At 67.5% G+C, this 14,190-nt stretch carries 10 protein-coding genes and 1 pseudogene; 8 read left to right on the top strand and 3 right to left on the bottom strand.

From position 1 onward, the window contains the following. Positions 1-184: 184 nt before the first annotated feature. Complete coding sequence (locus AB7878_RS17915) at positions 185-904, top strand: response regulator (RefSeq protein WP_369495652.1); 720 nt, start codon at positions 185-187, stop codon at positions 902-904. Then, the gene (locus tag AB7878_RS17910) at positions 905-2,950 is read left to right on the top strand and encodes a PAS domain S-box protein (protein WP_369495651.1); all 2,046 of its coding nucleotides are present in this window, start codon (positions 905-907) and stop codon (positions 2,948-2,950) included. Positions 2,951-2,956: 6 nt separating this feature from the next. On the opposite strand, the gene AB7878_RS17905 is transcribed toward AB7878_RS17910, so the two are convergent. Beyond that, a complete protein-coding gene (locus AB7878_RS17905) occupies positions 2,957-3,679 on the bottom strand; it encodes a Crp/Fnr family transcriptional regulator (RefSeq protein WP_369495650.1) in 723 nt (240 codons plus the stop codon). A gap of 62 nt (positions 3,680-3,741) precedes the next feature. On the opposite strand from AB7878_RS17905, the gene AB7878_RS17900 reads away from it, so the two are divergent. After that, positions 3,742-4,953: a ribonucleotide reductase barrel domain-containing protein gene (locus AB7878_RS17900; protein WP_369495649.1), complete on the top strand. Its 1,212-nt coding sequence runs from the start codon at positions 3,742-3,744 to the stop codon at positions 4,951-4,953. 8 nt (positions 4,954-4,961) lie between these two features. Here the strand turns inward: AB7878_RS17900 and AB7878_RS17895 are convergent, their stop codons facing one another. Beyond that, positions 4,962-7,364, bottom strand: a complete 2,403-nt coding sequence (locus AB7878_RS17895; protein WP_369495648.1) for a phosphoketolase family protein — start codon at positions 7,362-7,364, stop codon at positions 4,962-4,964. 216 nt (positions 7,365-7,580) lie between these two features. Here AB7878_RS17895 and AB7878_RS17890 point away from each other — a divergent pair, with 216 nt between their 5' ends. After that, positions 7,581-8,750 (top strand): acetate/propionate family kinase, encoded by a 1,170-nt coding sequence (locus AB7878_RS17890; RefSeq protein ID WP_369495647.1) that lies wholly within the window; start codon positions 7,581-7,583, stop codon positions 8,748-8,750. Positions 8,751-9,209: 459 nt separating this feature from the next. Here AB7878_RS17890 and AB7878_RS17885 read toward each other — a convergent pair. Beyond that, a pseudogene (locus tag AB7878_RS17885) lies at positions 9,210-9,374 on the bottom strand (zinc-finger domain-containing protein); the annotation flags it as partial. Between AB7878_RS17885 and AB7878_RS17880 the strand changes: the two are divergent. The 4 genes from AB7878_RS17880 (at position 9,310) to AB7878_RS17865 (ending at position 14,190) form a co-directional block, all read left to right on the top strand. Further along, positions 9,310-9,579, top strand: a complete 270-nt coding sequence (locus AB7878_RS17880) for a hypothetical protein (RefSeq protein WP_254426831.1) — start codon at positions 9,310-9,312, stop codon at positions 9,577-9,579. The pseudogene AB7878_RS17885 and the gene AB7878_RS17880 sit on opposite strands and share 65 nt — an antisense overlap. Before the next feature lie 222 nt (positions 9,580-9,801). Next, positions 9,802-10,866, top strand: coding sequence for an NAD(P)/FAD-dependent oxidoreductase (locus AB7878_RS17875; protein ID WP_077485293.1), 1,065 nt, complete (start codon positions 9,802-9,804; stop codon positions 10,864-10,866). Positions 10,867-10,912: 46 nt separating this feature from the next. Further along, positions 10,913-11,980: an FAD:protein FMN transferase gene (locus AB7878_RS17870; protein WP_369495646.1), complete on the top strand. Its 1,068-nt coding sequence runs from the start codon at positions 10,913-10,915 to the stop codon at positions 11,978-11,980. Then, a complete protein-coding gene (locus tag AB7878_RS17865; protein ID WP_369495645.1) occupies positions 11,977-14,190 on the top strand; it encodes a 4Fe-4S binding protein in 2,214 nt (737 codons plus the stop codon). The genes AB7878_RS17870 and AB7878_RS17865 overlap by 4 nt, the downstream gene beginning before the upstream one ends.

The raw sequence follows: 14,190 nt of genomic DNA, 5'->3' as shown, positions 1-14,190 counted from the left end.
CCTCGAAGCGCTTGCCCGTGCATGGATTCCGGCCTGGCCGGCGAGCGTCACTATCCCGCGCGGCCGATGTAGCCTCTTGATGCATGTCAACTCCGATCCGGAAAGGCCTGCGTAGCCGGTGCGCGCGCAGGCTGTTACGTTGCGATAAGCTTTCGGGACCCTATCCCTGCGCACCACGAACGCCATGCCAGAGCCCTTGCATCTGCTGGTCGTTGACGACGATGCCGGCGTGCTGGACCTGCTGCGCCGCTATTTCGCGGGCCAGGGCTTCGAGGTCAGCACGGCGGCCGATGGTGCGGGGATGCATGCCGCGCTGGCGCGCAAGCCTGCCGACCTGGTGCTGCTGGACCTCGGCCTGCCCGGCGAGGACGGTCTCGAGTTGACCCGCCAGTTGCGCCGGAACTGGAACGGCGCGCTCATCATCATCACCGGCCGTGGCGAATCGGTGGACCGCGTGGTTGGCCTGGAACTGGGGGCCGACGACTACGTCACCAAGCCGTTCGATCTGCGGGAGCTGCTCGCGCGCGTGCGCAGCGTGCTGCGGCGAAGCGTCCCGGCGATGGCCACCGCGGAAACCGCCGAGGCGACGTTCCAGTTCGCCGGCTACTGTCTGCACCCGCTGGAGCGCACGCTGCGCAATGGCCGCGGCGACGCGATCGCGCTGACCACCGGCGAGTACGAGCTGCTGCGCGTGTTCGTCGAACACCCCAATCGGGTGCTGTCGCGCGACGACCTGATGGAGCGCATCCACGGCCGCAACGCCGGTCCGTTCGACCGCGCCATCGACGTGCAGATCGCGCGCCTGCGCCGCAAGATCGAGCCGGATGCGACGGCTCCCGAACTGATCAAGTCGGTGCGCGGCGCCGGCTACCTTTTCGCAGCCCGCGTTCAAAGGGGGCGATGAATGGACGCCCCGCCTCCCGCCATCATCAGCCTGGCGATGCTGCATACCTGGTTCGGGATCTCCCCCGACGCGATGATCGCCGTGAACCAGGAAGGCGCCATCGTGCTCGCCAACGCGCAGGCGGGACGCATGTTCGGCTACGAGGATGCGATGCTGCTCGGGTTGACCCTGGAGGCACTGCTGCCGGAACCCCTGCGGCACGCCCACCGCATGCATCGCCACGATTTCATGGCCAACCCCCGTGTGCGTCCAATGGGCATCGGCTACGAGCTGATGGGCGTGCGGCGCGGTGGCGAGTCGTTTCCGGTCGAGATCGGCCTGAGCCCGATTGCCACCGAAATCGGTGCTGTCGCGATCGCCTCGGTGCGCGACATCTCCGAGACGCGGCGGGTGCGGCAGGCCCTCGCGCGCGCGCGGCGCGACAACTTCCTCGCGCAGATCGGCCGGCTCGCGCTGGAATCACCGGACTACGAACTTGCGATCCGCCGGATACCGGAACTCGTCGCGGCCGCCCTGGAGGTGCAGGCCGTGGCCATCTTCTCCACCGACTGGCACGGCAACGCGCTGCGCGTCCGCGCCGCTACCGGATTGCATGGACAGGCCACGCAGGCGATCGTGTCCATCTTCGGCCAGACCGACCTCATTCGTGGCGCCTTCGGGACCGGGAGCCGTCATGCGGTCACGGCCGACACGCTGCGTGACGGGGAACTGGGCGGCATTCTCGCCAAGTTGGCCGGGGTCGGCTTTCATGACGTTGCGATGGTGCCGCTGTTTGGCCGCTACGAGCCGCTGGGTGTGCTGGTCGCGCTCGACTCGAAAGCGGCTGGTTTCGACCACGATCGGCTCAGCTTCCTGCAGTCGGTCGCCAATCTGCTGGCGGCGGCCGTGCAACGCAGTCGCAGCGAGGAGCAACTGGCGCATGCCCAACGGCTCGACGCGATCGGCCAGCTTACCGGCGGTGTCGCGCACGACTTCAACAACCTGCTGACGGTGATTTCGGGCAATCTCCAGCTGCTCGAAGCCGGTCTGGCCGATCGCCCGGAACTGCTGGAAATCAGCGATGGCGCACTGCGCGCGGTGGACCGCGGTTCCGACCTGACCCGCCGGCTGCTCGCGTTCGCGCGCCGGCAGTCGCTGCAGCCCCGCGCGGTCGTGCCCAAGCCGCTGCTGGAGGAACTCGGGCACATGCTCAGGCGCACGCTCGGCGAGGCCATCGCAATCGAAATCGCGTGCGATGCGGACGTGCCGGACGTGTACGCGGACGCGAACGAGCTGGATACGGCCCTGGTCAATCTCGCGCTGAATGCTCGTGATGCAATGCCGCGCGGAGGACGCCTGCACATCGCCGTGCGCGAAACCGTGGTCGAGGACGCGTCCAACGGATGGAAACTCCCGCCGGGCCGCTATGTGGCATTCGACATCAGCGACACCGGCACGGGCATGGCGCCGGAGGTGCTGGCGCATGCGCTGGAGCCGTTCTTCACCACCAAGGACGCCGGCAAGGGCAGCGGCCTCGGCCTCAGCATGGTGTACGGCTTCGTGACCCAGTCCGGCGGCAGCTTGTCGATCGACAGCCGGCTCGGCTACGGCACTCACATCGAACTGTTGCTGCCCGTCGCAAGCGTGCCGGGCGCCACGGCGGTGGGAGCGAAGCCGCCGCGTGACGAACTGCCCGAAAAGCGCGCCACCATCCTGGTCGTCGAGGACGAAACGGACGTGCGCACCGTCGCGGTCCGGCTTCTGGGTGCGTTCGGCTACCAGGTCATCCCGGCGGGCAGCGCCCGCGAGGCGCTGGATCTGCTCACCGGGGATCCCGGCGTGGACCTGCTGTTCTCCGACGTGATGCTGGGCAGCGGCATGAATGGCGTGGAACTCGCACACGAGGCGCGCCGCCTCCGGCCCGGGCTCGCGGTGCTGCTCACGTCCGGTTACCGGGGGCGACAGGGTGGAGCGGAGGGCCCGACCACGCCATTCGAGCTGTTGCGCAAGCCCTACCGGCGGGAGCAACTGGTCGAGGCCGTGCGCCGGGTGCTGGATGACGCGTGAAGCCGCTCACTGGATCGTGCAGGGCGTGCCGACGCAGGCGCGCAACTTGGGCACATCCAGCAACTTCACTTCGCGGCGAAGCACTGAGATGTACTGGAGCCGCTCCAGGTGCGACAGCGCCCGGGTCACGGTTTCGTGCTTCAGCGCGAGGAAACTCGCGATGTCCGCCCGCCCCATCCGCAGGATGAAGTGGCGGGCACTGAAGCCGAGGCGGGCGAGGCGGGCGGCAATGTCCAGCAGGAACGCCGCCACGCGCTGCTCGGCCGGCAGGGTTCCGATCGTCAACATCCAGACGCGGTCGCGGCGGATTTCCTCGGCCAGCGCCGCCGCCAGGCGAACCTGCAGCTCGGGGATGTGACGCAACGCATCCAGTACCGGCGGATACGGCAGTTCCCAGATCTCGGCATCGTCCAGCGCGACGGCATCGCAGGTGTGCACGCTCAGGCCGATGGACTCGACGCCGAGCAGGTCGCCGCGCATCCTGAATCCGGTCACCTGCTCGCGGCCATCCTCGGACAACTCGCAGGTCTTCAGGAACCCCGCATGCACGAAATGCAACGCGCGGAATGGCTGGCCGTTGCGGTACAGGTATTGGCCCGCCCTCACCTTCCGGCGTGTCACGACCATGTGCCGCTGCAACTCGGCGATATCCAGCTCGAGCGGCGCTTCGGGCCGGAACGATTGCGGATTCGTGGCTTCAGGCGCGAGCGGTGCGAACGAGGTGTCCATGCCGTACTCCCGTTGTGTGGTTGCGTTCGACGCCAAAGCTAGGGCGCGACCGCAACCACAGGATGTCGGCCGGGCAACGCTTGGTAACAGTGCGTAACAGCGGCGCCATCGCGGCACGCCGGCTTGATGCGCGTCAATTCGCCCGGGCGGCGGTCCGGGATAGTCGACACAGCTCAGCTGCCTTCCCGCCCATGATCGAGCCACGCCGGTTGTCCCCGTTCATCGACCTCGCCGCCGTCGAAGCCTGGGATGCCTGGTTCCGTTGGCGCGAGCGCAGCGTGCTGCGCGATGTTTCCATCGAGGACACCTGGTGGCGGGTAGTCAGCACGCTGGCGTCGGCGGAGCCCAGCCATGAAGAAGCGACATGGCAGGTGCGCTTCATGGACGCCTTGGCCAGCTGGCGATTGCTGCCTGACGAGCGCGTGCTGGCGAAGATCGGCACCGGCCGGTCCGGCTGGCACGGCGATGTGCTGCACGCCGTGCTGAACGCGGCGTGCTTCGTATCGCCGGAAGGCGCGCCGCGCGCGACCATCGACTTCGCTGCGCTGGCCGATTGCGCGGCCCTCGCTGTGCGGGCCCTCGACAACGCCGCACTGCTGGCTGGCCATGTGGCGGCACGGTTCCGGATCGGCATCGTCGGCGTCGCCGACGCACTCGCCCTGCTCGGGCTGGAGTACGACAGCGATGCGGGGCGCGCACAGGCAGCGGCGCTGGCACGAGCGCTTGCGGAGGGCTGCCTGGGCGGCAGCATCGCGCTCGCCGCGTCGCGGGGAGCCTGCAAGCGCGACGCACGCGGGCTCATCGCGCGCGCGATGCTGCGCGACGCACCGCGGGACCTGCTGAAGGATGCCGCCCGGCACGGCCTGCGCCACATGCAGCTGACTGCGATCACCTCGCAGCCCCGGCTTGCACTGCTGGCCAACGACGTGGCCGACGCCGTCGACCCGCTGCTCGGCGAGAACCATGCGCATGCGATCGAGGCGGCCGACGGGCGACGCACGATACGCTCCTCCGGCTACGCGCTGAACCTGCTGCGCGGCCACATCGGCCGCCCTGGCGAGCGGCCGGACACGCTGGAACACCAGTCGTGGTTCGCGCAGCTCGCGATGCGCGCCGCGCTGCAACCTTGGATGGACATCCCCATCGCCTACCCGCTGCTGACGGTGCGTCAACCCGACGAATCGCAACGGCTGGAGGCCAGGAAACTGACAGCTCAGCATGGCCTCGGCGAACCAACCTGGCGCAGCTCGGCGGAGTTGCAGGCGATCCAGTAGCGCTGCGCTCAGCGCAATATGCCCGCCTCGGGAGACGCCCATGCCCATTCGCGCACTTCCGGCAGGTCCATGCCGTGCTCGCAGATGTAGCGGCGGTGCTCGGTCAGCTTGTCCAGCAGTTTCTGTTTGAGGTAGACGGTCCGCGAGGCGAGCCCGGGCAAGCGCTCGATCGCATCCATCACCAGGTGGAAGCGATCCAGCCCGTTCAGTACCGTCATGTCGAACGGGGTGGTGATCGCCCCCTCTTCCTTGTACCCATGCACGTGCAGGTTGTCGTGGTTGCGCCGCCGGTAAGTCAGGCGATGGATCAGCGCGGGGTAGCCGTGGTAGGCGAAGATCACCGGCCGGTCAGCGGTGAACAGCCGATCGAAATCGCCGTCGCCGAGACCATGCGGGTGCAGGCTAGGTGACTCCAGTTTCATCAGGTCCACGACGTTGACGACCCGGATCTTCAGCTCCGGGAGGTGGTAGCGAAGGATGGATACGGCAGCCAGCGTCTCCAGGGTCGGCACGTCGCCTGCACAGGCCATCACCACGTCAGACTCGCCGTCCTGGTCGTTGCTGGCCCATGGCCAGATGCCGATGCCGCGACTGCAATGCTCGACGGCAGCCTCGATGCCCAGCCACTGCGGCGCGGGATGCTTGCCGGCGACCACCACGTTCACGTAGTGGCGGCTGCGCAGGCAGTGATCCATCACCGAGAGCAGGCAATTGGCGTCCGGCGGCAGGTAGACCCGCACGATCTCCGCCTTCTTGTTGACCACGTGGTCGATGAAGCCGGGGTCCTGGTGGGTGAAGCCGTTGTGGTCCTGCCGCCACACGTGTGAGGCGAGCAGGTAGTTGAGCGAGGCGATCGGCCGCCGCCAAGGGATGCGCGAAGTCATCTTCAGCCACTTGGCATGCTGGTTGAACATCGAATCCACGATGTGAATGAATGCCTCGTAGCAGTTGAACACGCCATGGCGTCCGGTCAGCAGGTAACCCTCCAGCCAACCCTGGCACTGGTGTTCGCTCAGCACCTCCAGCACGCGGCCATCGCGGGCCAGGAATTCGTCGGTCGGCCGGGTCTCGGCCTCCCATTGGCGATTCGTCACCTCGAACGCGGCCTCCAGACCGTTCGAGATCGTTTCGTCGGGCCCGAAGATGCGGAAATTGCCCTGGTCCCGGTTGGCGCGGATCACCTCGCGCAGAAAGCCGCCGAGCACGTGGGTATCGCCAATGCCAGCCACGCCCGGCTCGGCCACCACCGCGGCATGCTTGCGGAAATCGGGCATGCGTAGGTCGTGCAACAGCAGACCGCCGTTGGCATGCGGGCTGGCGCTCATGCGCCGTTCCCCGCGCGGCGCGAGCCTGCGCAGCTCGGCGCGCAGCCGGCCGCGGGCGTCGAACAGTTCGTCGGGTCGATAGCTGCGCAGCCATGCCTCCAGCGCCGCGAGGTGCTGCGGCGTGGCGGCGGACACCGGCAACGGCACCTGGTGCGCGCGGAACGTGCCCTCGACCGGCTTGCCGTCGACGATCCGTGGACCGGTCCAGCCCTTCGGCGACTCGAGCACGATCATGGGCCATGCCGGTCGAGCATGGCTCCTCCCGTCGCGCGCCACGTGCCGGATCCGCCGGATGTCGGCGCAAACCGCATCGAGCGCCGCCGCCATCATCCGATGCATGGACGCGGGGTGGCGACCGCGCACGAAGTACGGCTTCCAGCCGCAGCCGCGCAGGAATTGCGACAGCTCGCGGCGAGGAATCCGCGCCAACACGGTGGGATTGGCGATCTTGTAGCCGTTCAGGTGCAGGATCGGCAGCACCGTCCCGTCGCTGACGGGGTTCAGGAACTTGTTGCCGTGCCAGGACGTGGCCAGCGCGCCGGTCTCGGCCTCGCCGTCGCCGATCACGCAAGCGGCGATCAGGCCCGGGTTGTCGAACACCGCACCGAAGGCATGGCTCAACGAATAGCCGAGCTCGCCGCCTTCGTGGATCGAGCCAGGGCACTCAGGCGAAGCGTGGCTGGCGATTCCGCCAGGGAAGGAGAACTGCTTGAACAGGCGCTGCAGGCCCGCCTCGTCTTCACTGATCTCCGGATAGAGCTCGCTGTACGTACCGTCCAGGTAGGCATTGGCAACCACCGCCGGTCCGCCGTGTCCGGGACCGGAGAGATAGATCATGTCGAGCTTGTGCTGCCGGATCGCCCGGTTGAGGTGCGCGTAGATGAAATTCTGCCCGGGCGTCGTCCCCCAGTGGCCGACCAGCGTGTGCTTGACGTGCTCCAGCTTCAGCGGCTCGCGCAACAACGGGTTGGCGCGCAGGTAGATCTGGCCGACCGACAGGTAATTGGCCGCACGCCACCAAGCGTCGATGCCCCGCAGGACCTGTGGATCGACCACGTCGCGACGGACTCCGGTTTTCAAGTTCATGGCTCGCCGTGTCCCGTTCCGCCCCAGCGACGGCGAACGGATATCAGCATGCGGCCATCCCCTCCCAGTTGATCTCGATCAACGCCGTTGCAGGCGAATGACGCAGGCTGGCCGAAAATTCCACCATCGCTCGGCTGGCTGCTACCAGCGGCACGATTCGTCACCCGATGCGTTGCCGCGCGCGGCGACGGTGCCCACGACCCGGAAGGTTCGACCATGAAGGAAGCCATCCTCGCCCTGAACGTCGGATCGTCCAGCCTCAAGCTGGCTGCTTTCGACGCCACCACGCTCGATCCCGTCCTGCGTGCCGGCGTCACCGGCATCGGGTGCGATGCCCGCGCGACGTTCGAGATGCCCGTGGGCATGCGCCCGGATACGCCTGTGACACCGGCAATCGCAAATATCGAGGAAGCCGCGCACTGGCTGCTCGATATCCTGCAACGGCATTGCCCGGACCTGCACATCGTCGCGGCTGGCCATCGCGTGGTGCACGGCGGCACGCGATTCGATCGGCCCGTGCGCATCGATGCAGCCGTGCTGGCCGGACTGGAGGCGCTGATGCCATTGGCGCCTGCACACCAGCCGGCCGCGATCGCCGTGATCCGCAGCATGAGCATGCGGCTGCCAGGTACACCGCAAATTGCCTGTTTCGACACAGCCTTCCATCGCACCCAGCCGAAGCTTTCACAGTGGTACGCCCTGCCGCGTGCCATGAGCGAGGCCGGCATCGTGCGCATCGGCTTCCACGGACTCTCCTATGAATATGTCGCGAGCGTGCTGTCGGTCATTGCCGGTAGCGCAGCGCACGACAAGGTGGTGGTGGCGCATCTCGGCCATGGCGCCAGCGTGTGCGCCATGCGCGACCTGCGCAGCGTCGCGACCAGCATGGGCCTTACACCGCTCGATGGCCTGATGATGGGGACGCGCTGCGGCGCAATCGATCCGGGCGTGCTGCTGCATCTTTTGCAGGAACAACGGATGGGCGTGCAGGAGCTGGCGGACCTGCTGGGCAACCGCTCCGGCCTGCTGGGCGTGTCCGGGATCAGCGATGACGTGCAGGTGTTGGAAGCCAGTGACGACCCACGCGCACGCGAAGCCCTGGACATGTTTGCCGAGCGTGCTGCCTGCACCATCGCTGCACAGGCGCCGCTGCTCGACGGCCTGCAAGCGCTGGTCTTCACCGGCGGCATCGGCGAACACGCCTCGGGCATGCGACGGCGCATCTGTGATCGACTGGCCTGGCTCGGTCTCACGCTCGACGAGGATGCCAACTTGCGGCATGCGCGACGCATCGATCGGGAAGACGCCTCCGTCCGGGTGTACGTGATTCCGACGAACGAGGAGATCGTGATCGCGCGTGCAGTACGCCGAGTCCTGCTTTGCTGAGGACGGGAGGCCGGCGACACAGCTTCCCAGATGCTTTCTTTGCGAGTGGTCCGTCCTGATTCTGGCGAAAACCGTATCGGCTCGCTCTTTGAGACGGTGATTTGACCTCTCAACCAGGATGGAAATCTTTGGCTGAGCCTTGGTTTGCGATGGGCCCCATCGTTTAAACCAGCGAGCGCAGGTCCGCCCTGTCCTCGATAACGCGGCTTAGTCACCGGCTGCCATGCGGGTACTTGGATCGCGTACTCAACGCCAGCTGCGAGAAGCTTCAGTTATTTTGCTGCGTCGGCGGTGAGCAACTGCGCCACTCCATCGGTTGGAGTGCTGCACTTCAAAGTTGAATCCGCCACACGGTTACCCCTGTTTCCTCGCATTCGATATTGCCAACGCTTCGTAGTAACGCTCCTCGACAAGCCAGCTAGTGCCATGCGGTGGAGGGACATCCGACTCGGCAGGTCGTAGCACGTAGACAGTGTTGCAATAGGGGCAGCGCACGCGCCCGCAATCCTGGATGGGCAGGTAGATGCGAGGATGACTATTCCACAGCGGCGAATCCGGCGTGGGGCAGCACAGCGGCAATTCAGACCACTCCACTTCAACTGGTGCGGTTGATGAATTGCTCAAGGAGTCTGGCACCAAGGTAATGTCGCCAGCAGTCGTGTTTGCGGTAGTTGCAATGTTCGTTGGCGACAAAGTCATAACGGACCCCATGATGAGTTTCTTTGACGCACGAAGCGTCTTACACGTCGAGCTCGAATGCTCTGATCCAGATCAGCAGCAGCAAACTGACCAGAGAGAAATCGCGGTACGAGGGATGACAGCACGCTGATCTGAATCGATTTGTGGGTACACAAGGGGTAGCGTGCGACACATGCTGACGCGCCGCCCGCGTGCGATCTCTGAGCCCCTCGCGGGATGTCCATGCTGCAATGGTCCCAGCCACGCCTGTGGCGTTCGACCACACATCCCCCACGGACAAGACTGACCGAAGTCAAGAACACTGCTCTTGTGTGCGCACATGATCCGCGCCGTCCACACGGCGGATGTATCCATGATCAGCTGCGACACCGTCATCATCGGGGCTGGCCCAGTTGGCCTGTTCCAGGTTTTCGAGTTGGGACTGCTGGGGCTGGATGCACACGTGGTCGATGCCGTTCCACACGCCGGCGGGCAATGCGTGGAGCTGTACCCGGACAAGCCCATCTACGACATTCCGGCGGTGCCAGTGTGCAGCGGGCGCGAGTTGATCGATCGCCTGCAGCGGCAGATCCACCCTTTCGCGCCGCAGTTCCACCTGGGTCACACCGTGAGCGCGCTGGAGCGCATGGCGAACGGCCGGTTCGGACTGCGCACCAGCGACGGACTGGCGTTCGACGCCGGCGCGGTGATCGTCGCCGGCGGCCTGGGCGCGTTCGCGCCGCGCACGCTCGACCTGCCGGAAGCTGCACCGCTGGTAGGCCGCACGCTGCACTACAAGGTGACGCAGCCGGCGGTGTTCGACGGCCGGGACATCGTGATCGCCGGCGGCGGCGATGCGGCGCTGGACTGGGCACTGACCCTGGTCGACCACGCGCGCAGCCTGGTGCTGGTGCACCGCTCGTCCAGCTTCCGCGCGGCGCCGGCCAGCGTGGCGCGCATGCAGGCGCTGTGCGACGACGGCCGCATGCAGCTGTGCGAAGGCGACATCGTGGGCCTGGAGACGGCCGACGGGGCGCTTGCGCAGGTGCGCGTGCGCACGCGCAGCGGCATGGTCCAGCGCATCGAGTCCTCGCACCTGCTGGTGTTCTGGGGCCTGCATCCCGCGCTGGGGCCGATCGCCGACTGGGGGCTGGCTCTGGAACGCCAGCAGCTGGCGGTGGACCCGTCGACGTTCCAGACCTCCGTGCCCGGCGTCTTCGCCGTGGGCGACATCAACACGTACCCGGGCAAGAAGAAGCTGATCCTCTCTGGTTTCCACGAGACAGCGCTGTGCGCGTTCGCCGTGCACGCGCATCTGCATCCTGGCGACAAGGCGAACCTGCAGTACACGACCACCAGCCCGGCGTTGCAACGGCGCCTGGGCGTGCGCGACGCCGTCGGGCATCCGCCGCCACGGGAGGCCGTTGCCTTGGCCTGAAAACGCGCACCGCCTTCGTCACGCCTACCGCCACGGGAGTCATTCCATGCAACGCTCCTTCGATCCCGGCGACCTGCGCTCACCCGAGCGCCGGCGCTGGCTGCAACGGACCGGCCGGCTCGCCTTGGCCGGCGGGCTACTGGCCGGCGGCGGCTGGACGCTGGCCCGGCTCAAGGCGAACCTCTGGCAGGTGCGGCGCGAGCGCACGCTGATGGGCACCTCGGTCTCCGTCGCCTGCCTTGCCGACGACCGGGAAGCCGCCGGCCTCGCCATCGAGGCGGCGTTTGCGCGCATGGCCATGGCCGTCGCCGAGCTGACCCGCTTCGATCCGGCCAGCCCGCTCGCGCGCCTCAACCGCGACGGCCAGCTGCACGTAGTGCCCCATCACCTGCACGCGGTGCTGCGCGAGGCCATGGCGCTGTCGCAGCGGACGCAGGGCGCGTTCGACGCAAGTGTGCTGCCGGTGCTGCGCTACTTCGAGACGCTGCGCGGCATCAGCCGTCTGGACGGCCGAGTAGACGCGCGTATCGGGCAACGCGAGCGACTGGTCGATTACCGCGCGATCCAGATGGACGCGCTCGGCGTCCGCCTCGGCAAGCCCGGCATGGCGGTCACCCTGGACGGCATCGCCAAGGGCTACGTGGTGGATCAGGGCGTGGCCGCGCTCAAGGCGCACGGCATCGAGTACGGCCTCGTGGATGCCGGCGGCGACGTGCACGCCTTCAGCGGCAGCGACCCGAACCGGCACTGGAACGTCGGCATCGTCGATCCGCGGGACACCGGCCGCGTGGCCGCGGTGGTGCAGGTGCGCAACGCCGCGCTCTCCACCTCGGGCAACTACCGCATCTTCTTCTCCGCCGATCGCCGCCTGTTCCACATCGTCGATCCGCGCTCCGGCTTCTCGCCGCAGGCCTACGCCAGCGTCACGATGATGGCCGTGCGCTCCGTGCTCGCCGACGGCATGAGCACGGCGGCCTTCTCGCTGGCGCTGCCGCAGGTGGCCGAACAGGCGGCCGCGCAGGATCTGCAGTGGCTGGCGATCTCGCGCGACGGCGCGCGGCGCTGGCGCTCGCGGGCGTTGCCGCTGATCGCCGGGGAGGCGCAGGTCGCATGAACGCGCCGCGCTGGCTGCGCTCCTGGCTGCGCCTGGGCGCCCTCGCCGGCCTGCTGGCCGTGGCGTCGCTGCCCGCGTTCGCCGGCATCGACGGCCAGTATCCCGAACTGCGCAAGGCCTTCCCCGAAGCGACCCGTTTCGGCGACGTCGAGGGCAATCCGCCCGCCGCGGCGGTGTACCAGGGTGACAAGGTCGTCGGCTACGCCTTCGAGACGGTGATGGTGGCGCCGGTGCCGGCGTATTCCGGCAAGCCGATCAACATCCTCGTCGCCATCGGCGCCGACGGCGCGATCCGCTCCGCGCGCGTGCTGCACCAGGAGGAACCGATCCTCCTGGTCGGCATTCCGGTGCAGAAGCTCTACGACTTCGTGGATCGCTACATCGGCCACCACGTGGACGACCAGATCGTGGTCGGCAACGGCGGCGGTGGCGGCACCCACATCGACGCCATCTCCAGCGCCACGGTGACCTCGATGGTCGCCAACGAGACGATCATGAACGCCGCGCTGAAGGTGGCCGCCTCGCGCCACATCATCGCCGGCGCCGGCGGCGACGAGGCCGGCAGCGAGGTCACCGTGCGCCGCGACCGTTACCAGCGCGCGGACTGGCCCGCGCTCGTGGCGAACGGCGCCATCGGCCACCTCCACCTCACCCGCCAGCAGGTGGCCGACGCCTTCCAGGGGCAGCCGGAAAGCGGCCTGGTGGACGACCCCACCGCGCCGCCGCCCGCCGGGCATGGCGCGGACAATTTCATCGACCTGTGGTTCGCCGACGTCACGCCGCCCACGGTGGGCCGCAACCTGCTCGGCGAGGCCGCCTACGCGGACCTGATGAAGCGCCTCGGCCAGGGCGACACCGCAGTGGCGGTGATGGCCAACGGCATCTATTCCTTCAAGGGCCTGGGTTACGTGCGCGGCGGCATCTTCGACCGCGTGCACCTGATCCAGGACGGGCGGCTGGTGCTGTTCCACGACACCGACCTGGTGCAGATGGGCGGCAGCCCGCTCGCCGGCAAGCCGGACTTCGCCGAGCAGGCGATCTTCATCGTGCGCCACGCCGTGGCAGCCAGCGGCTTCGACGCCGTGCGGCCCTGGACGCTGCAACTGATGGTGAACCGCCAGATCGGCCCGCTGCAGAGCATCTACCACACCTTCACCACCGACTACCACATGCCGCCGGGGTACACCACGGCCCCGGCGTCCGCCGGCGGCGGCGACCGGTCGGCCGCGCCCAAGGCGCTGTGGGAGCAGGTCTGGCTGGGCCGCAAGCTCGACATCGCCCTGCTGCTCGCCGGACTCGGCACGCTCACCTTGATCCTCGCCTTCCAGGACTGGCTGGTGCGGTACCCGCACCTGCTCGAGCGCATCCGCGTGGGCTTCCTCGTCTACACCCTGGTGTACATCGGCTGGTACAGCCTCGCGCAGCTCTCGGTGGTGAACATCTTCACCTTCATCCACTCGGTGCTGAACAGCTTCCAGTGGTCTACGTTCCTGATGGATCCCCTGGTGTTCATCCTGTGGGTGTTCGTGGCCGCCACGCTGCTGCTGCTCGGGCGCGGCGTCTACTGCGGCTGGCTGTGCCCGTTCGGTGCGTTGCAGGTGCTGGTGAACAAGCTCGCCCGCCGGTTCAAGGTGCCGCAGTTCGAGTTCCCGCCGTACGTGCACGAACGCCTGTGGGCGATCAAGTACATCATCCTGCTGGTGCTGTTCGGCATCTCGCTGCAATCGGTGGCCACCGCCGAGCACTACGCCGAGGTGGAGCCGTTCAAGACCGCCATCACCCTGCACTTCGCACGCTCGTGGGGCTTCGTGCTCTATGCCGTCGCACTGGTCGCGGTGTCGGCGTTCAACAACAAGTTCTATTGCCGCTACGTGTGCCCGCTGGGTGCGGGGCTGGCGGTGTCCGGCCGTTTCCACCTGTTCGAATGGCTGCGCCGGCGCAAGGAATGCGGCCGCCCCTGCCAGATCTGCGCCAACGAGTGCGAGGTGCGCGCGATCAATCAGATCGGCCAGATCAACTTCAACGAATGCCATTACTGCCTGGACTGCCAGGTGACCTACGCCAACGACCACAAGTGCCCGCCACTGGTCGAACGCCGCAAGAAGCGCGAGCGCGCGGCGCGCCCGTTGCCCACGCCGGTGGTGCTCTCCGGTATGCCCCCTGCGGGGGACCGCCCGGGCACCACTCCAACAATCCCCACCAACGGATGA

The sequence above is a fragment of the Rhodanobacter humi genome, from assembly GCF_041107455.1.
In the GTDB taxonomy this organism is placed as follows: Bacteria; Pseudomonadota; Gammaproteobacteria; order Xanthomonadales; family Rhodanobacteraceae; genus Rhodanobacter_A.
This window is presented reverse-complemented; position numbering and strand designations above follow the sequence as displayed.